The sequence below is a fragment of the Neochlamydia sp. AcF65 genome, from assembly GCF_018342435.1.
Classification (GTDB): Bacteria; Chlamydiota; Chlamydiia; order Chlamydiales; family Parachlamydiaceae; genus Neochlamydia.
This window is the reverse complement of record NZ_JAEMUE010000068.1, coordinates 21849-41351: the sequence shown is the minus strand read 5'-3', so window position 1 is coordinate 41351 and position 19503 is coordinate 21849. Positions and strand designations below refer to the sequence as shown.

Annotated in this window: 17 protein-coding genes; 5 read left to right on the top strand and 12 right to left on the bottom strand. The window is 39.0% G+C overall.

Going from position 1 to position 19503, the window contains the following annotated elements:
• Positions 1-395 precede the first annotated feature (395 nt).
• The 3 genes from lpxK to NEOC65_RS08370 form a co-directional block, all read right to left on the bottom strand.
• The gene (lpxK, locus tag NEOC65_RS08380) at positions 396-1508 is read right to left on the bottom strand and encodes a tetraacyldisaccharide 4'-kinase (protein ID WP_213152110.1); all 1113 of its coding nucleotides are present in this window, start codon (positions 1506-1508) and stop codon (positions 396-398) included.
• 45 nt (positions 1509-1553) lie between these two features.
• The gene (locus tag NEOC65_RS08375; RefSeq protein ID WP_166154557.1) at positions 1554-2153 is read right to left on the bottom strand and encodes a D-sedoheptulose-7-phosphate isomerase; all 600 of its coding nucleotides are present in this window, start codon (positions 2151-2153) and stop codon (positions 1554-1556) included.
• A gap of 744 nt (positions 2154-2897) precedes the next feature.
• Complete coding sequence (locus tag NEOC65_RS08370) at positions 2898-3323, bottom strand: hypothetical protein (protein ID WP_213156246.1); 426 nt, start codon at positions 3321-3323, stop codon at positions 2898-2900.
• Positions 3324-4208: 885 nt separating this feature from the next.
• On the opposite strand from NEOC65_RS08370, the gene NEOC65_RS08365 reads away from it, so the two are divergent.
• On the top strand, positions 4209-5435 hold the full coding sequence (locus NEOC65_RS08365) for a hypothetical protein (RefSeq protein WP_213156245.1): 1227 nt from the start codon (positions 4209-4211) through the stop codon (positions 5433-5435).
• Positions 5436-5520: 85 nt separating this feature from the next.
• On the opposite strand, the gene NEOC65_RS08360 is transcribed toward NEOC65_RS08365, so the two are convergent.
• From NEOC65_RS08360 to nrdR, 7 genes are all read right to left on the bottom strand, one after another.
• Positions 5521-6180 (bottom strand): RluA family pseudouridine synthase, encoded by a 660-nt coding sequence (locus NEOC65_RS08360; RefSeq protein WP_166154551.1) that lies wholly within the window; start codon positions 6178-6180, stop codon positions 5521-5523.
• A 5-nt stretch (positions 6181-6185) separates the two neighbouring features.
• The gene (locus NEOC65_RS08355) at positions 6186-7010 is read right to left on the bottom strand and encodes a TrmH family RNA methyltransferase (RefSeq protein WP_166154549.1); all 825 of its coding nucleotides are present in this window, start codon (positions 7008-7010) and stop codon (positions 6186-6188) included.
• Complete coding sequence (locus NEOC65_RS08350) at positions 7000-7836, bottom strand: class I SAM-dependent methyltransferase (RefSeq protein ID WP_213156244.1); 837 nt, start codon at positions 7834-7836, stop codon at positions 7000-7002. The genes NEOC65_RS08355 and NEOC65_RS08350 overlap by 11 nt, the downstream gene beginning before the upstream one ends.
• A gap of 206 nt (positions 7837-8042) precedes the next feature.
• On the bottom strand, positions 8043-8744 hold the full coding sequence (locus NEOC65_RS08345; RefSeq protein ID WP_213156243.1) for a hypothetical protein: 702 nt from the start codon (positions 8742-8744) through the stop codon (positions 8043-8045).
• Between the two features lie 4 nt (positions 8745-8748).
• A complete protein-coding gene (gene lspA / locus NEOC65_RS08340; protein ID WP_166154543.1) occupies positions 8749-9282 on the bottom strand; it encodes a signal peptidase II in 534 nt (177 codons plus the stop codon).
• 2 nt (positions 9283-9284) lie between these two features.
• The gene (locus NEOC65_RS08335) at positions 9285-9650 is read right to left on the bottom strand and encodes a TraR/DksA family transcriptional regulator (RefSeq protein ID WP_166154541.1); all 366 of its coding nucleotides are present in this window, start codon (positions 9648-9650) and stop codon (positions 9285-9287) included.
• A gap of 27 nt (positions 9651-9677) precedes the next feature.
• The gene (gene nrdR / locus NEOC65_RS08330) at positions 9678-10193 is read right to left on the bottom strand and encodes a transcriptional regulator NrdR (protein ID WP_213156242.1); all 516 of its coding nucleotides are present in this window, start codon (positions 10191-10193) and stop codon (positions 9678-9680) included.
• 1478 nt (positions 10194-11671) lie between these two features.
• Between nrdR and NEOC65_RS08325 the strand changes: the two genes are divergently transcribed.
• The gene (locus NEOC65_RS08325; RefSeq protein ID WP_213156241.1) at positions 11672-13204 is read left to right on the top strand and encodes a KGG domain-containing protein; all 1533 of its coding nucleotides are present in this window, start codon (positions 11672-11674) and stop codon (positions 13202-13204) included.
• 66 nt (positions 13205-13270) lie between these two features.
• On the opposite strand, the gene NEOC65_RS08320 is transcribed toward NEOC65_RS08325, so the two are convergent.
• Positions 13271-14290, bottom strand: a complete 1020-nt coding sequence (locus tag NEOC65_RS08320) for an LOG family protein (RefSeq protein ID WP_213156240.1) — start codon at positions 14288-14290, stop codon at positions 13271-13273.
• 324 nt (positions 14291-14614) lie between these two features.
• Here NEOC65_RS08320 and NEOC65_RS08315 point away from each other — a divergent pair, with 324 nt between their 5' ends.
• On the top strand, positions 14615-15058 hold the full coding sequence (locus tag NEOC65_RS08315) for a class I SAM-dependent methyltransferase (protein ID WP_166154565.1): 444 nt from the start codon (positions 14615-14617) through the stop codon (positions 15056-15058).
• A 440-nt stretch (positions 15059-15498) separates the two neighbouring features.
• Positions 15499-16305 carry an oxygen-dependent coproporphyrinogen oxidase gene (hemF, locus tag NEOC65_RS08310; RefSeq protein ID WP_213152101.1) on the top strand — a complete coding sequence of 269 codons (807 nt, stop codon included), beginning with the start codon at positions 15499-15501 and terminating at the stop codon, positions 16303-16305.
• A 120-nt stretch (positions 16306-16425) separates the two neighbouring features.
• Here the strand turns inward: hemF and NEOC65_RS08305 are convergent, their stop codons facing one another.
• On the bottom strand, positions 16426-17670 hold the full coding sequence (locus tag NEOC65_RS08305; protein ID WP_249299135.1) for a BaiN/RdsA family NAD(P)/FAD-dependent oxidoreductase: 1245 nt from the start codon (positions 17668-17670) through the stop codon (positions 16426-16428).
• Positions 17671-18138: 468 nt separating this feature from the next.
• On the opposite strand from NEOC65_RS08305, the gene NEOC65_RS08300 reads away from it, so the two are divergent.
• Entirely contained in the window at positions 18139-19107 is a 969-nt protein-coding gene (locus NEOC65_RS08300; protein ID WP_213156239.1) for a pyridoxal-phosphate dependent enzyme, read from the top strand.
• The last annotated feature ends 396 nt before the right edge of the window (positions 19108-19503 follow it).

The window sequence follows — 19503 nt, the reverse complement described above, 5'->3', positions numbered from 1 at the left end:
GCAAGCACATTATTTTTAAACGATGTAATATGCTTAAAAAACTTAATCGACCTATTAACCCTCTGGAAGCTGTCTTTCTACTTAACGATAAAGGCTTTATAAAGTAGGGGATTGCATAAGAAGTAGCTTAAAAGCATATAATTAGAAGAGCTTCTTGCCGCTTCTGGCTGCCTATGCATATTAGAGCTACTTATGGACTACCCTCGAAACGAAAAATTTAAAAGATAAGATGCAAATATCCTTTAAACAGCCAAAAAATGCATATTGGTTTTTTAATTTAGCAAGCTCTCCAGCTAGCTTAAAAAGCAACCGATATTTCTTGATCTTTTTAAATAAAGCCTAGGATTTAATGAATATCCATTAAGCTAGGGTTTAGGAAAGCTAAAGATTCAAATTTATATCCTGCGCTTAATGTAGTGTTTGGTTTTTTCTATAAAACCCTCCCAATGAATTTTTCCTTCAACAATTCTTAAAGTCATCTTTAACCAACCGATTGGCTGGCCAGCTAGAGCTAATTCATCAAGTTTTACCCTATCTTTCTCCGTGCATAAGATCCACTCCGCTCCCTTTGCCTTAGCTCTTTCACAAAATTGGATTAAGCTTTCAGTAGTAAAAGTTAAATGATCTAGCATAAATTCGGTATCCACAGGCTCTGCTCCTAATTGCTTCACAGTTTGATAAAAATAATCAGGATGAGCGATTGCACAAAAGATTCCGACCTTTTTTCCTACTAGCTCCGCTAATGGCTGTCCCTGTAAATCCAATACCTCTGCAACTTCCATTTTCGTGGCTATTAAAGGAGCTTCTGAGAACTTACGAATCTCTTTTGCTATTAACTGAAACTGCTCTTTATCTTGTAGATGATTAAGAACAATCAAATCTGCACGGGAAAGAGAAGAAACAGCTTCGCGCAGGAAGCCACGGGGTAGAAAGTACCCCTGGCCAAAAGGATCTAAAGCATTAATGACTACAATCTCATAATCGCGAGCTAATTTACGATGCTGCATACCATCATCTAGTAGAATTAGCTGGGCTCCTGCCCTAACCGCCATTCTGGAGGATTGCTGACGGTTTTTACCAACAATGATATGAGCTTTTGGTAAATTCTGAGCTAAAAGGTAAGGTTCATCCCCACAATAAGCTGCAGGATGTACAGGTCCGTTGCCATAACTTAAAATCACAGGTAAAGGAAGATGCTCGGCTTTAGAACGATAACCTCGCGATAAAATAGCAATAGTAAAATCATTGGAAAAAGCTTGTGCCACCATCAAGGTAACGGGGGTCTTACCAGTCCCTCCCACCACAATATTGCCAATGCTAATTACCACGGGCACAGGAGCATGATACTGCTTACAACAACCTTGATCAAACGCCCAATTGCGGCCAGCTATGATCAGTTGGTAAATCCAGCTAAGAAATCTAAGTAAAGTTTTAGCTATAAAAGCCAAAGCCCCTTGCTTTTTACCTTGAATAAGATCAACCAAATAGCGCTCTAGCTTTTTTAACATACAAGTTTAAATCATAAATTATAGGGTTATGAAGAGCCAATACTTTTATTTACCTAAAGCGGATGCTGAAGAATAAAAAAGCCTATTTTCTACCAATTCAATGATGATATGGATAGCTGCCATGTGTGCCTCTTGAATTCTATCAGAGGTTTCAAATCCATCAATAATTATTTCTAAATCTGCAATACCTTTTAACCGCCCGCCGGTCTTTCCTAAGAAGGCGATTATTTGCATTTGATAGAGGCGAGCTGCTTCAAAAGCTTTAACAATATTCAAAGAATTTCCGCTAGTGGTCAAGCCAACAAATATATCGCCAGGCTTTCCCAACGCCTCTATCCCCCGAGAAAAAATATTTTCATAACCTAAATCATTTCCCACGCAAGTAAGATGACCAGGCTCTGACAAAACAAGAGCTGGCAAAGCAGGTCGTGTCTGCCGAAAAACTCCTGTAAGCTCCTCTGCAAAATGTGCGGCATCACATAAACTACCACCATTTCCGGCAATAATCAGTTTATTTCCCCGACTAAAGCACTCGGCAATTAAAGAAGCTGCCTGCTGCAGGAAAGCTTGATTATGAGGTAATAAAAGCTTTTCAACTGCCTGGATGCTTTGCCGGATGGCCGTAAGGACCTTAGAATTAGACATTATTTTTCTCAATTTTTAATAACATTCATCAAATGCTAGCAAGCTTGCCTATTTCAAATCAAGAAAGGAAAAAGTAGCTCTGCAGCTGCTGTAAATGAAAATTTTAATATCATAACAATCTGAGGAGAGTTGATTCTTAAGCAAAGGTTTTCTCGACGCTTGTTGCTGCCTATTGTTTTTATATTAAATCACACCTGTAAAATCAGCGGGTTAACTTTCATTTTAAAATTTTTATATCAATAAGCCTCAGAAGTTATTAGCCGTGTATATATGCTATCGACAAATTAGGGAACAAGAAAGGTGGCAAAAAATTTCACGAAGCATTTTTTAGAAGAGCTAAATTGAATAAAGAAAAGGTTTAACACCCCACCGAATGAAGATTTTAGCTTCCACACGCAAGACTTGTTATTTTTTTTTAAGATAAATTTCCTTGGGCTATTTTAAGATCCTAGGGAGGCCTTTATTTGAAGGATCGGGATCGAAAAAGAAAATCATTCGACCAAATTAACCTCTATTGAACCATGCCATGGTATCAGCAAATAGGGAGACATCCTTGGCTCAAAAATCTTAAGTTTGTATACCGGCTCCTCTAAAACCTGCCCCGCTCTACTTACAAAGTGACACTATAAAGTAAAGGATGGGATTACATAAGAAGCAGCTTAAAAACATGTAAATAAGGCTTCTTGGTCGGTAGGATTGCACTTTCATTAACACTATTTAAGATAAAATAATCATAAGATAGCTTTAGCAATTGCAATAACCACATGCATGGCAATATCCACAAGGCGTTTCATCTTTAAAGTTTAAAAGGATATGCGAACTATTTTTGCTCAATATCGTAGATATAACGTCCATAATTAGGCAAATTAAACCTCCAAGGATAGGAATACTTTCACAAACTCCTCTTGCAATCCATTTAAAGCTTCGGATAGTTAGCGAATGTAAGTGTATAGTATTAAAAAAACGATACTCTTGGATCCCTTTATAAACTCGAAAAATCCCCATAGCAGTCCCAATAATAGGGATATAGCCTAAAACTTTAGAGGATCGTTTAGTAGTAAAACTCATTGGAAGCTTAGCGCCCGAAGGTAACAACTGGATCAGCTTGATTAAGGAGTAGCTTTCGGATTTCCAAGCAAACGGACACTCCATTTCTGACATTAAAGGCATGGGTTTTATCTCGGAGAACAGTGGGGATATTAGCTCTGTCTTCACTATTGGCTCTGTCTTTGGTAACAATGAAGATATTAGCTCTACCTTCGGCAAGGATTGAGTTATTGATGCTGTCTTTGTTAACAGTTGGGATATTAGCTCTGCATTCACTATCGGCTCTGTCTCTTGTAACAATGAAGATATCAGCTGTACCTTCGGCAAGGGTTGAGCTATTGATGCTGTCTCTGTTAACAGTTGGGATATTAGCTCTGCATTCGGTAAGCTTTGGGATATCAATTCTGCCTTTGGAAACGTTTGAAATACTAGGGGCCTATTTGCTAATGTTTGAGCCATTGGCTCTGTTATTGGTAACGTTTGAAATATCGGTTGTGTTGAGAAAATTGACATTTAATTACCTTAGTTAACCTTATTGAATAAATAATAACTATATCTACCACAAATAATAATAGCCAGCAATTTAATTTTCAAGCCAAACAAAATATTTATTAAAATCTCTTAAAGATGTATTAGTGCTAGCACCTGTGTTTTATCCTCTGTAGGGGGCTCTAACGCAGAAGAGAAGATAGGCTCTCCCCCTCCCATCCTTCCTCTACAATTGCTTTTTTTCCATTAACCTCCTTGTAAATCCCTAGATTATATGTTGTAAAAGAAGATGCCTTTGTAAGTTAATGTGAATGATATCACCGTAAGAGCTTGTCCAAAGGCCACTATTCATGCTAAAAAGGCAATCAATTAATTTAGTTGTGGAAATGGCTGGCTATAAAATGCTATTCGAAAATAAAAGCATGCTAAAAAGAAAAAGCTATTCATCCATTTTTTTGAGAATAGATACACAAAAATTAGGTTTATGATAACCTTCGCTTAAATTCACAAAGGTATCCAATGATCGGAATTTTTTTTTCTGCACTCGCCGCCCTCTTTATACTTTTTGCTCCTTTTACGCCAGTTAGCCTGCCAAATGAAAATTTACTAGGCTGCCTCTTATTGATCATAGGAACGGCTTTCTTTGTCCTCTTTTGTTTGACAATGGCAGGCAGTTTAATACCTCTGCAAGAAGCTGGGCAAAATTCCACCCCCTATTTATTAAGCTTATTTAAGAAAGATAAATACCTTTTAGGTATTTATAGCTGGATAGTGCTCTTCGCTCTGTTAAGCTACATGCTTGCCTTAGATACCCTCTGGCTAAACTATCTGCAAAAGAGCCACCGATTAGCTCTCTGGGTTTTTAGCTTAGGAATCACCCTAGATATTTATTATACGCTTTTAAAAAGACTCATCACTTATTTAAATCCTTTGGAACAGGTGGTTTTATTCACCCAAATAGCCAAAGAAAGCATCCAAAATGATAGAAAATCAGAGCTTTGCGAAGCTGTGGAGGCACTTACCGAAACAGCTTTAATATCTACTCATAAAATGAATGCAACTGTTTGCAACCATGCTTTACAAGCCATGCCAAACATTATAAGAAACTTCCTATCTTCCTCTAAAAGGATAGCACATATGGCTACCGATAGTCGGGAGAAAAATTCAGATATGCACGATAAAACTAGCTATATATTGTATTATATCTTTGAACGTATCTCACTTATTAATGAAAAAGTTTTGGCAAAAAAGCTTGAGCAAGTAGCTGCTACCTTAGTAACAGTATGGGGAAAAATAATTCTTCATTGTGCAAGATTTGATTTAACCTTGGCCAGCTATCCTCTCCGCCTTCTAAGCTGCCATGCGAAGGCAGCGATAAACCAGGGCTTACCTGATATTGGTGTTAGAGCCAGCCTGACCCTTCTAGAAATAAGTAGGACTATCTTAGAAGAGATTGAATACACCTCTTTGGATTTAAAAGATCCCTTTTTTAGCCTTATCAATGGATTGGAAGAAATTACTCAATCTACTTTCCTTCAAGATAAAAGCATTAACGTGAAGATTCTTATGCAGCCTTTTCAAGATTTGAAAGATTTATTTAAAAATCCTAAAGTAGCCACCCACCAAGATACCTCTCTTATTATAAAAAACATTGACCGCGTGTTAGGAGAATATGAAGCATTAGAGCTCGTCATGAAAACCATTCCGCCACTTCCAGACATTTCAGAAGAGAAAAGTAAAATTTAAGATTTTAGGTTTATCTAGGTACCCTTCCGCCCATCTTGTCTGCAATCTATAGTTTTTTCTTCTTAAAGCTGATTATGCTGCTTGGTTACAAAAGCTTAAGCATCTCTTCGGGCAAGGTTGCATGTAGGGTAATAGACCTTCCTAAAGTAGGATGAGGAAACATTAACTCCGCGTGATGTAAAGCAATACCTGGAGAAAAACAAGGCTTTTGACTTCCATACTTAGCATCCCCTACAATAGGTTTTCCGATGGCAGCTAGCTGAGCACGAATTTGATGGTAGCGGCCCGTCTCCAAAACAACCTCCACTAAAGAAGCCTGGTTAGTATGCTTAAGAACTTGATAATGTAAGCGACATAATTTTGCACCAAGTCTATTGCTCGAAACTACTAGACTTTGATAGTCATCATGCAAAAGGTAATGCTCTAAAGTATCTACCGGCTTTTCAGGAAGGCCTTCGACAATTGCCAAATATACTTTGCGAAATTGTTGCTGGCGTAGTGCAGCATTTAAGCGGCTAAGAGCTTTACTCGTGCGTGCAAAAACTACAATGCCGCTTACAGATTTATCTAAACGATGGACAGCTTCTAAAAATATATTGCCCGGCTTATTATAAGTTTTTTTAAGCCAGACTTTACAAATGTCTTCTAAATTTTTTTGCTGAGTACCACTAGGTTGCGTTAAAATTCCTGCAGGCTTGCAAACAACAAAAAGATGATTATCTTCATAAAGAATTTGGGGGTCCATATGACTTACCCTTGTCGTTGACGTAAAGCTTCATATAAAAGTAAGGTAGTGGCCATAGCTACATTCAGAGAATCGGCTACCCCAAGCATAGGAATTTTTACCTGGATATTAGCCTGCTGCATCCACGCCTCTGATAGACCTAGCTGCTCGGTGCCAACAGCAATAGCTACCGGTTGTTTTAAGTCGGCTTGTGTATATTCTAACTTAGCGCTAGGAGTAGCAGCAACAATAGAGATGTTATGCTTTTTTAACCAATGAATGGTTTCATGGCCTTTGCTTTCTATCACGGGGACAGTAAACAAAGTCCCTACGCTAGCACGTACTACATTAGGATTATAAATATCTGTACATTTATCGCAAACAATCAAGGCATCGAGATGAACAGCATCGGATGAACGTAAAATGGTACCTAGATTACCAGGCTTTTCAATAGCTTCTGCCACCACTAAAAGAGGAGAATGAGCATTTTTTTTAATCAAGCTTGATAACTGATCTAGCCCTCGCCGCTGTTGAGCAGCGATAGCAATTAATCCGTCGGGACGATCACGATACGACATTTTCCGAAAAATATTTTCCCAGCAATGAAAAAGCTGAGCTCCTTTACTACTTAAAGAGTCGATCAAAGGCTTTTCATTTTCTCCTAAAAACAGTTCCTGGCAATAAAAAAGACTATCAATTTTATATCCCGCTTCATGAGCACGTAAAATTTCTCGATATCCCTCAATAATGAATTGCGCGGACTTATCACGTACCCGGCGCTCACGAAGGCCAATCACTTGCTTAACACGAGCGTTTTGTAAGCTGGTTAACGTAAGGACTTTACTCTGCATATTGCCACCTTGCAAAAGTTCCACTAGGAATAGGAAAGGTTTCGGCACAGCCTTCTAATAACATCTCTCCTTCATCAATCGTTCCGGAAAGTCCTTCTAAGTTTTGATGGAGAAGATGCTTCATAACTAAAGGAGAAAAGCCGGGAGTATGGCAAGAGAACAAGATGAACAAGGGTTTGGGGGTGAGCAGCTCTCGGCAACTTCTTAAGAGCTTGTTGATTTCCTCCTCAATTTTAAAAACCTCTCCATTAGCCCCTCTGCCGAAGCTAGGAGGATCGAGAATAATGGCATCATAGCGGGACCCGCGTCTTAATTCCCGTCCCAAAAACTTGAAAACATCATCAATAATCCAACGAATAGGAGTCTTTTCAAGTTGATTTAAAGCAGCATTTTCACGGGCCCAGGCTACCATTCCTTTGGAAGCATCTAAATGGCACACTTCTGCTCCAGCCTGCGCAGCTGCAAGAGTTGAGCCACCTGAGTAGGCAAATAAATTTAACACACGCTTACCTTTAATACCCCTGCTTTGAATCCACTTCCAAAAAGCTTTTTGCTCAGGAAAAATCCCTAGATGGCCAAAATCTGTTGGAGAGATTTTGAAAACTATATCTGCCACTTTGATCTGCCACACATCTGGGAGCTTTTCTTTCCGAAAAGTCCATTTGTTTTGTCCTTCTCGAGAAAAAAAAGCATGGGCATTATCCCAGCTTTCTTGAGAAAGACGTGGCTCCCATACTGCTTGTGAGCATGGCCTTGATATTGTATAAGGACCAAATTGTTCTAATTTGTAACCGTTTCCACTATCTATTAAATAATAAGTATTCATGCAATTTTTCATAGGTGCTAATATACACTATCAAGCAATAAATTATCTATAGTAGCCTCTACTTTTTATCGGTTTAAAAAGCTTCTTTTTTCATTGATCGTTACCCCTCTGCCAGCTTAAGAAAGCTTATTTTAAGCGCTGGCTATTTAGCAAAAGACCTTCTCAGCCTAGCCTTTAAAAAGCTGGCTTTTATCCGGCTTTTTTATTCAGGGGATTTTCGTAGGGGAAGGAAGTTGGACCTGCAAACCTCTGCTTTCTAGCTGGGGATGTTGATTGATCCAGGAAAAACATTCTTTTCCTATGCGCATAGGCACGTTTATCAATTTTTCTTTAACTAAGAAAGGGGTGGGGACCGTATATTTTCTTTGCCATTGTTGAATCAATCGAAACAAAGCTGTATTAGTATAAGCCTCTCCTACTTTATAGATGGCATGTGTTTGAGGATCTTGATAAAGTTGGGGATATGAAAACTGCAGCCCCCATGAAACCGGCTCTTTTCCTAACACCATCGAACGGAATTTATTATCAGCTACCGAATAATCGAGGGTATGCAGCTGCAGCTGCACGACTGGCTTTGCAATGCGTATGAGCTGGCGATCGTTGCCTATTGACAAAGCATATAAATAATCTGCAGAAAAAGTCAGCACAGAAGTAAAGAAGGAACGAAAGTGCTCCATTTCATGAGTTTGCCTACTTTTAAGTAAGTGAAGGTAATGATTATAATTAGACAGAAAAACTTCATGAGAAATTTGTCCTTCTCCACTTTCTTCTACCCTTCCTATGGAAAAAATTTTAAAATCTCCTAGAGCTTGAAAAAGAGCCTGTATTTCAGCTTCCTCAATCAGCATAGCTACAGAAAGCCATTTAGAGGCTTGATAAGGCTCAGGACTAGATTTTACACTAAGCATAGCATCAGGTTATAGGGTGGATTTTTTCTCTTTCAAAAAGTGAGCTAATTAATAGCCAGGCTACGCCTACTGTAATGCAGGAGTCGGCTACGTTAAAGACAGGAAAATCATACCCCCAGAAAACGAAATGAAACATATCTATCACATGCCCATAGACAAAGGTATCGATAACATTTCCTGCCGCCCCTACGACAATTAATAGAAGAGGTAGCCGCCAGCTTTTATTTCGATTATAAAAAAGAGAATAACCTATCAATCCCCCAATCATGAAGAGGCGCAAGACTAGCAAAAAGTCTTTTAGCTCAGCAAACATTCCCCAGGCAGCGCCATGGTTAATGGCATGAGTGATAGAAAATTCAATTCCTAGGAAGTCTTTAAATAGTCCTATTCCTCCATAAGGATACCATAGCAACAAATGATTGGAAATAGGTAAGTAGTAATAAGTAAGGTATTTTGTAACGATGTCTACCATCAAAGCACTACATCCAATGAAAGCTAGCATCTGCCATGATAAACAAATGGTAAAATACTTAATCATGCTCAAATTAAACCTTTCTCCAGCTGCTCCTGCGCTTTTACAGTCATAGTAGCATAAGGAACCGCTTCTAGACGAGCTAACGGTATCTCTTCGCCAGTAAGATCGCAAATTCCATAAGTGTTTTCATCAATTTTTTCCAATGCTCTTTCGATTTGTCGAAGAATATGGTATTCTCGGCTAGTTACTTCAAGGCTAATGGTTCTGTCAAAATCATCCGTACCTTGATCTGCTTGATGCTGAGAATAACCTGTAGCTTCATCAGGAGTTTTAACCTCAGCAGTCGAACCTTTCAAGATATGGGTTAGCTGAGCGCGCATCTCCTCTAGCTTCTTTTTGAAATGGGCGACATCATTTTTCTTTAATCCCATAGGGACCTCCTTTTAAAATATAACTATTTAATTTTTTAGAATTTCCGTTAAAGGCTTTCTCGCCGAACAAGCCTGGGAACTTTTATTTAAACTTTCTTTAGGTTGAATGGTTTTAATTGCTTGCATAAGTTCTTCAATATCTTTAAATCGCTTATATACACAAGCAAATCGAATATAAGCAATCTCATCTAATGCTTGTAAATGCTTCATGGCTATTTCGCCAAGTTCCTTAGTACTCACGACATGCACCTGACGTTGCGAGAGTTCCTCACTAATTTCAGCAGCCAAAGCAATGACATGATCATGACTAATAGTGGTATGACGGCATGCCGCCTCTAAACCATTCACGAGTTTTTGCTGTTGAAAATCTTCGTAATGCCCATCACGTTTATGCACTTGTACCGTGAGTTCTACTGTCTCAAAAGTAGTAAACCTTCTTAAGCATCCTAAGCATTCCCTTCTACGCCGAATAGCATTTAGTTCAGCAGCATCGCGCGAATCGATAACCTTAAGCTCACGATGATGGCAAAAAGGACATTTCATTAAACACTCTTTTGTTACAGTTGAGCGTTCATATACAAGTTTTTTAACTCACATTGCAAGCATAAAATAGTATATGTTGAAGCAAATTTTAATCTGTATTTACCGACCGTCTTAAGGGTCTTTAAAAAACACACATTTTACTCAACTTTTAGAGTATAAGTATACATTTTTATTCAATCCTTCCTTACATTTATTCTATATCCTTTTTCTGTCTCTCAACCGCCCTACATTTATCTTTTGATTTGCTCATGAAAGAATTAATAAGACTGCTTTCCAAAAGTTTAAAAAATGAATTAAATTTTAAAAGTTTTGAGAAAGAGCCATTTGTAGGATATGTTAAGCCAGGTAACTTCCTTGGTAAGAGTCTTCCCCTTCATTTCGCTCTTCTAATCATCTTTACTTTATAAATATTTAAGATAAAAGCAAGGGTTTATAAGATGGAAGACTTAATAAAGCCGAAAAAGATTTAAACACAGCTACAACTTAAAAAAAACCATCCTTCCAAACTCTTAATTTATCATCAGAAGCCAGCAGCCAAGCAAGAGCCATTTAAGATAAGAAACTTTATAGCCATAAGGCTTCCCAATTTATCTAAAAACCTGTTACTTATTAGATGATTACTCCTCCAAGCTGTTCCTCCATTTGCTGGGCGTCCCTTTCAATACTTCTTAAAAGATGAGCTTAAAAAGCATGCAATAAATTTGGATGCAATAGCATTCATTGAGGCTTGCCGCCACCTTTGATTTTTTAACAATAACTAAAAAACCTGATAAAGAGCATGAAAGAGTATGGCTAAGCTTATAGAAAGCTATCCTCTCTTCTTTGGACTTGCTTTGGCTTTTCGTGCAAACTAAGCTTTGACCTTCAGAAGCTACCACAAGCTCCCTTGCAAGCCAGGAAGAGAAATGAGTATATCTGTAATCTTATAACCTGCTAGAGAAGGAATCTACAAAGCTGAATAAGCTAGTCTAAAAGAGTAAAAAATTAATTTAATTCTCTGTTTTTTTTTATTTATAAATGGCTTAAGAAGCTAATGAGAAAAGGGTACAGAGGCAGAAGTATAATATTTAAGACCGTTTAATCCATGCTTATCATATTTTTTGGCTCTAGGCTCGCTTAAAAAGCAGGCTTATATGCATATTTAAACAAGCAAATTTTAACGTCTGTAAAAAAAATCACTTTTTTTTGTTTAAACTTAAGTCCTTAACTTTAAGTGTTTAACACTCTAATTTTTTCTTTTTTTGGCTTTTTGCTTCGCGAAGATGAAATTCCTGCTTGTCATCAAATTCTTATCTTTTCATAATCCAAGTCATAAGGTGATACTACAAGCTCTATTCTATTATAACGAATATGAGAACTGAAAATTACACCTGGAAACCCTCACAATCGAACTTTCAAATTAGCAAGCGTTCTAGCAAGCACTCAACATCTCTTATCACCTGTCAGTGTCCTTTTACTAACATATGAAGGAGGTTATTATGCCTACTAGAAAATCGTCTGGAGCGACTCGCCAAGAAGCAGGCCAAAAAGGAGCTGAAGCTCGTTCAGGTAGAAGTTCTTCTGATCGTGGTGGACGCGGTGGCCGTAGCCATCAAGAGCCTATGAGCCGCCAAGAAGCAGGCCAAAGAGGCGGCAGAGCTGTCTCGGAAAAATATGGGCCAGAGTTTTACCAAGAAATTGGACATAAAGGTGGCCAAGCTGTAGCTTCCAAATACGGCCCTGACTTTTATCGCGACATTGGCCACAGAGGAGGAGAAAAGGTAGCTTCCGAACGTGGACATGAGTTCTATCAAGATATTGGTCATCGAGGCGGACAAAGGGTCGCCGAAGAGTATGGTCCTGACTTTTATCGCGACATTGGCCGAAAAGGTGGCCGTGCCGTCGCTTCCAAATACGGTCCTGACTTTTATCGTGAAATTGGCCACAAAGGAGGAGAAAAAGTAGCTTCCGAACGTAGACATGAATTCTATCAAGATATTGGTCATAAAGGCGGACAGAGGGTCGCCGAAGAGTATGGCCCTGACTTTTATCGCGAAATTGGCCGAAAAGGTGGCCGTGCCGTCGCTTCTAAATATGGTCCTGACTTTTATCGTGAAATTGGCCACAAAGGAGGAGAAAAAGTAGCTTCCGAACGTGGACATGAATTCTATCAAGATATTGGTCATAAAGGCGGACAAAGGGTCGCTGAAGAGTATGGCCCTGATTTTTATCGCGAAATTGGCCGAAAAGGCGGCCGTGCCGTCTCTTCTAAATATGGTCCTGACTTTTATCGTGAAATTGGCCACAAAGGAGGAGAAAAGGTAGCCTCCGAACGTGGACCTGAATTCTATCATGATATTGGTCATAAAGGCGGACAAAGGGTCGCCGAAGAGTATGGCCCTGACTTTTATCGCGAAATTGGCCGAAAAGGTGGTCGTGCCGTCTCTTCTAAATATGGTCCTGAATATTATCGTGAAATTGGCAGCAAAGGAGGCCATGCACGTGGGGGCTATGAGGAAGGCCATGAATCTGATGAAGATTATGAAGAGGAGGATGAAGGTTATAGAGGCCACCGAGGTGAAAGCCATGGTCGCTATCAAAGAGCTGGCTCTCACGGCGAGGAATCTCATCAAGGCTATGAAACCGATGAGGATTATGAAGACGAAGATGAAGGCTATAGAGGCCACGGTGGTGAAAGCCATGGTCGCTATCAAAGTGGCCATCACGGCGAGGAATCTCATCCAGGCTATGAATCCGATGAGGATTACGAAGAGGAAGATGAAGGTTATAGAAGCCAAAGGGGTGCAAGCCATGGCTATAGCCAAAGAGGTCAGCACCAAGGTGCTGAAGCGCATCACGACGAAAGTGATGAAGAGGAAGGCGAGGAAGAGTATAGCCACCAAGGTAGTGGCAAGATGAGCCGCCAGGAAGCCGGTCGTAAAGGCGGCTTAGCTACAGCCTCTCATCGTTCTCGCGAAGAGTATAGGGAAATGGGCCGTAAAGGCGGCCTAGCTCGCCGAGAAAATAGATAATAAAACTATTTACTTTCTCAAAAAGCCGCAGAAGGGGTTGTGTTTAACAACCCCTTCTCTTTTCCTTTAGAAAGTATTGAGTGTATCGATCATTGCTCGCAAGATTCCAAAATCGCGATGGGTATGCTGAAAAACCAGACGCGGTAAACTTAAGTGATCTATTTCCTGGGGTAATGGCCCGCTTTTCTCCATCTTGCCTTCGGCCACCAGAACTTGATAATGCTTATTTAGATGCTCTACTTGCCGATCTGTTAGCTCCCTATTTAGACGTATGACAAGCTGTGAACCTACATAACGACAAGAATGATAATGACGGTAAAACTGTTGAACATGTAAAACGGCATCTTCAACCGAGCGAGCAATGTAAAAAAGATTAAGATCTTCAGGGCTAATCCAGCCATTAGCTAACAAATGCTTATCGATATTCATTTTCCAATGGGGCCAATAGACTCCATTTTTACTTTCAACTAGGACTAAAGGCATTAAATTTGCTTTTCCTGTTTGCATAAGCGTTAGCAATTCAAACAATTCGTCCATTGTCCCAAATCCCCCAGGAAAAACAGCTACTGCATCTGAATGAGTTAGGAACATTAATTTGCGTATGAAGAAATAACGAAAAACGATTAATTTAGGATCGCCTGCAATAACAGTATTAGTGGGTGCCTCAAAAGGCAGGCGAATAGAAAGACCAAAGCTTGACTTTTTCTGAGAACCTTCTAAGCCTGCTTTCATAATTCCATCAGCTCCTCCTGTAATGCACATCCAGCCTAGTTCTGCAATTTGATTGCTAAAGCTTTTGGCTGCAAAATAATCAGGATGATTTTCGGGGGTGCGTGCTGATCCAAAAATACTGATACAACGCGACTGCTTAAATTTACTAAAGATGCGATAAGCATACCGCATCTCCTTTAAGGAGCGATTAATAAGTTTTAATTGCCCGGTATCATTATTCTCGATAAGTAGCTTAAGGCTCGTTTCAATCATCTGCGTGACAAGCTCTGCTTCGAACGTATCAGAAGATTTTCCACACATTTCTATAAGATTTTTAATCGCCAGCTGAGCCTTCTCACCCTTAAGCTCTATCATAAACCTCACTCCTTTTTTTTGAGTGACAAACCTATTCTTTTTTGAGCAGAAAGCCCATCCAATATCAAGCTAATAGCCGTAAAAGAAAATAGCCATGCATAGCAAAATAAGCATTTATGAATCTACAGCAAATATGGCAATCTGCTAAAGAAGCAGGAAAAATATTTGCCTATTTTACAGCTAGCTGCTTGCTTTTTCTTCCCTACTTAAGCACTATAGATAATTAAACGCTCGATAAAATGTTTTATGATTTTCTTACTACCTTTGCTACTCCTTCTTTTCATTTTAATTATTGGCTGGTCAATAAAAAATGGTATCGGTCCTATGCCTACCTCTCCTCCTGTAAAACAGATCTTGATGGACAATCTGCCATTGCAGGAAAAAGGCCTTATTTATGAACTAGGCGCAGGATGGGGAACTTTAGCATTCCCGCTTGCTCACAAATATCCTCAATGTACGGTTCTAGCTTACGAAAGCTCTCCTATCCCTTATTTCTTTTGCCTAATGCGCCATTTCTTTTCGCGCTCACCTCATTTACATCTTCGCTATCATGATTTTTTTAAAGCTAACCTTATGGATGCTAAGATGATTATCTGCTATCTATATCCTCTAGCCATGCAAAAATTAAAAAGTAAATTTGAAAAAGAATTACCTCAAGGGGCATGGGTAGTCACCCATACCTTCGCTGTTCCTTCTTGGAAGGCTGAACAAATTATAGAGGTTGCCGATCTTTATTCTACTAAAATCTATATTTATAGGCGGCCTTGATTCATTTTGCTCGTTTCTCTAGCCTAACAAAAAAACTTTTTAGAGCACGCTGAAGATAAATCTTCAGAGATACTTCTATTTACCTTAAATAAACAGGCCATTCTTTTGATAGCCAGCTATTTATAATAGATACAAGTAGCCTATGCTCTTCACAAAATAAATACCTAGCGGTCGGGACTTCTAAAGCATTTAGATTAACTCCGGCGGCTCCTTAACTAAAATAAGCCTCCGCTGAGTGAGGAGCCGGGAGTTTTTTAGGAGAGTATAAACTTTCAGCTCTTGCCAATTTCTGTTCTTAAAAATAAAAACACCTCTCTTGTTTCTCTATTACTTTGCAAACATTTCCTATTATTGTAGGCAAAAAGCACTCTTTTGCCGTAATGTATGTAAAAAATACCAAGCTCTTTTTTAAAGGCTAATCAAAAAACCTATGAATTTATATGCATAATGAATCCTCCAGCAATAGACACTCCTCTTTAATCCATTTTCTTAAACACTTGAGAGATGAGATCATTATCGCTTTTGAAAAATTGGAAAACAGTAAGCGTTTTACAAGGAAACCATGGCAACATCCCACAGGAGGAGGGGGCGAAATCTCTATTTTACGAGGAGAAGTTTTTGAAAAAGCAGCCGTTAACTGGTCGGGAGTCTATGGACCTCATTTTCCTATGAGCGAAAGCTCGGGGCCTTTCTTTGCTACAGGAGTAAGCTTGATTACTCACATGGTCAACCCGCATGCACCTACTGTCCATATGAACATTCGCTACATCGAAACGCAAGAAAAATCATGGTTTGGAGGAGGCTTTGATTTAACGCCCATGGGCTTTAGCTATGCTGAGGATACGGGGCATTTTCATCAAACAACTCAAGAGTTTCTAAACTCTATCGATCCTAGTCTATATCCTCTTTTTTCGCAAAATGCTCGCGAGTACTTTTATATTCCCCATCGTCATAAAGAACGTGGAGTGGGAGGCATTTTTTTTGACCATTATAACAGCGGCGATTACGAGAAAGATTTACACCTATGGCAAACGGTAGGCAAACAATTTTTAGCAGCTATCCTTCCTATCTACATAAAACGCGTATCTCTTCCTTATTCTGTTGAAGAAAAAGAAAAGCAGCTAGAAGCTCGCGCTCATTATGTGGAATTTAATTTAATGTATGACCGAGGAACAAAATTCGGATTTCAATCGGGAGGCAATCCTGAGGCTATTTTATGCTCGCTTCCCCCTTTAGCCAAGTGGTAGCTTCGTTGCCACCCCTTAAGCCTATTTCTTTTTAGCCATGGCAGGTATTTTTTTCCTTAAGAGACTTAGAGATCGATAAAAAAGCTTAAGTTGCAAGATAAAGAAGAATATGCAAAAAATTTAATCTTTTGCCATCGCCTGGCCAGCAATCCAACCCGTTGTCCAAGCATTCTGAAAGTTAAAGCCCCCTGTGATTCCGTCAATATCTAGCACTTCGCCCGCAAAGAATAAGCCAGGGCATTTTTTACTTTCCATCGTTTTGAAATTAACTTCATCGAGATTCACTCCCCCGCAAGTCACAAACTCCTCTTTAAAAATTGTTTTCCCTTGAATGTTAAAAGTAGAGTTTTGTAACAATTCCAGCAATGCATTTAAATGAACTTTTGATAGATAAGAACAACGCATGTCACACGGGATTCCAGCCATAATAGTAAGCTTTTTCCATAGATTTTTTGGAAGAGCTACCGGACTGTCTGAAGAAATTAATTTGGCAGGATTTTTCACTTTATAATTACTTAAACATGCTGCTAGGGCCTCTTTATTCATCTCTGGCAGCCAGTTGGCTACTAAGGTAGCTTGATAATTCATACCATGCAAGATTCTTGCCCCCCAAGCTGACAGCTTTAATACTGCTGGCCCACTAAATCCCCAATGGGTAAGCAAGAGAGGACCTGTTTGCTTAAGATCTGTCTGCTGAATACGTAAGCCTACATTAGAAATCGACATGCCGGCAAGGTCTAGCAAGGGAGAAGTAGGAACATTAAAAGTAAATAATGAGGGCACAGGAGGCACAATCTGATGTCCTAAAGCGGTTAATAATTCATACATTTTAGGGCTACTGCCTGGAGCCAACAATAACTTTTTACACTCTACCCATGAGCCATTCGTAAGGTGAATAACAAACCCTGCCGCTTGGACCTCAATTTTTTCAACCCCACTCTCTGTACGAACCTCTACATGGGCAGCTTTGGCAGCACGCATTAAACAATCAATAATGGTAGCAGAATCATCAGTAAGAGGAAATAAGCGCCCATCCTCTTCTACTTTTAACTCCACGTGACGGTCTTTAAACCACTGAATAGTATCTCGAGGTTGAAAACGAGTGAAAGGACCTAGCAAAGCTTGGCTTCCGCGTGGATAATTTTTTACTAAAGCTACTGGGTCAAAGCATGCATGCGTGACATTACAGCGCCCACCCCCTGAAATGCGCACTTTAGATAAAAGCTGTCTATTCTTTTCTAAAAGAATCACTTTTTTGGCTATGCAAGCTTGAGCGCAGGCAATGGCTCCGAAAAAGCCTGCTGCTCCTCCACCTACTACCACGAGATAATCTTTCATAGGATTGGCATTTAAATCTTTAGGCATTTGAAAAGCTTATTATTATAGGCATATTTATATGAACAATTTGAAAAAAGATATAAGCCTAACCTACATGCTAGAAAATGCCATTTACAACTTAGCCAGCAAAGGCAATTTTTTATAAAGGAAGTTATTGCCTGCACCCTGCTCCAAGGTTGAAACTTACTTATGACCGACCAGTTTACACGAGCATTCATTTGTTTTTCAAGAAAGCCTAAAATTTAGGAAAAATTCTTGTTAACCTTTAATTGTAAAATATGAGCTTGAGCAGCTAACCAAGAAAAAGCTTTTTAAGCTAAAAGAAATGCGAGGGATAAAAGAGCAGAGGTAATTAAAAGAAGATAAACATTCCTATGGGTTAAAAAACTTTTACTTGTTATGTTTTTAAAAATGAACAGTTATCCGATATTGATAACATTTAAGTTTTTTTCTTACACTAATTAAACTTAAAAAACATTTCACAAGGCCCCCTTCATGCTCTTTACTTTAGAAAAAACGGTACAGCAATATATCAAGCTCGATTTTCCTTTGCACTCAAGGATCCATAAACTTAAAAGCTATAGCTCTTCCCACCTTCAATGTTATATTAAGCGAGACGACGAGCTTGGGCTCATGGGATCTAAAACAAGAAAATTTAGCTCATTAATGACCTTTTTGATTCATCAAAAAGCCAAGGCAGCCATTGTCATTGGAGGGATTAACTCAAATCATGTATTAGGTATTTCTCAGCTCTTGATTGAAAATCAAATACAGCCATTTCTTTTTCTATGCAGAAGCTATCAACAGAAGCTAAAAGGTAATGCTCTTCTCACCCAACTACTTGTGCCTAACGATCAAATTCATTGGATAGAAAGGCAAGATTGGCCAAAGGTCTATAAAGCTGCTTTGCACTTTGCAGATCTGCAGGGCCATCAAAGCATCTACATCATTCCTGAAGGAGGATGCATGCCAGAATCTTTTCCAGGAGCGCTTACACTTCCTATAGACATTCTTTATAATGAAGCTAAAGAACAGATCCATTTCGAGCATATCTTTGTGGATAGCGGAACAGGCCTTACTGCAATTGCCTTAATAGTAGGCCTGGCTTTTTTACAGCATTCAGCACATGTGCATGTGGTTTTAATGGCGGGCAAGGAAAATGAATTTTTAGATAATTTAAAACGTTATCACCTATATTTTGAAAAACTTGTTAAATCACCCTGTCGGATGCCTACGCATTTCTCTTTATGTCGCCCCCAACAAGCAAAATCTTTTGGGGCGACCTCGGCAAAAACCTTTAAAGACATTCATGAAATAGCTCGAGCAGAAGGAGTACTGTGTGATCCTATCTATAATGCCAAACTTTTTAAGGAAGCCCAACGGATCATTCAACAAAAAACCTTACAAGGAAAAGCTTTGGTGATACAGTCAGGCGGCACCCTCTCTTTACTAGGCTTTTTATAATTTTTAAAATTAAAGGAGATTAAGCTTTTTACTTTAAAATTTTTCTTATCCATTATTTTAGCTATGTTAAAAGGGCAGATTTAGAATTTCCCCTAAAATTATGCGTCCCTGCTGCTTCTCTCCTGCCCATCTTTTTCTTTAAATTAATAAGCATTCTTTATGATTAGCATATAATCAAATTGCTAGAAGCATAGAAATCACTCTCCATAGCCTCACCTAATCACATGAATGGCAAGAAAGTAGTAAAAAGGAAGAAACTCAAGGAAAAAATTGCTTTGCTGATAACAGATTTTTCTTCTCGAGAGCAAGGATAGGTGGAGTAAACTGATATACATTTAGATTGGCTTATCAATCCATATTCCTCTCCCCCTCTATTAAGTAGATGGCTTTAAAAGT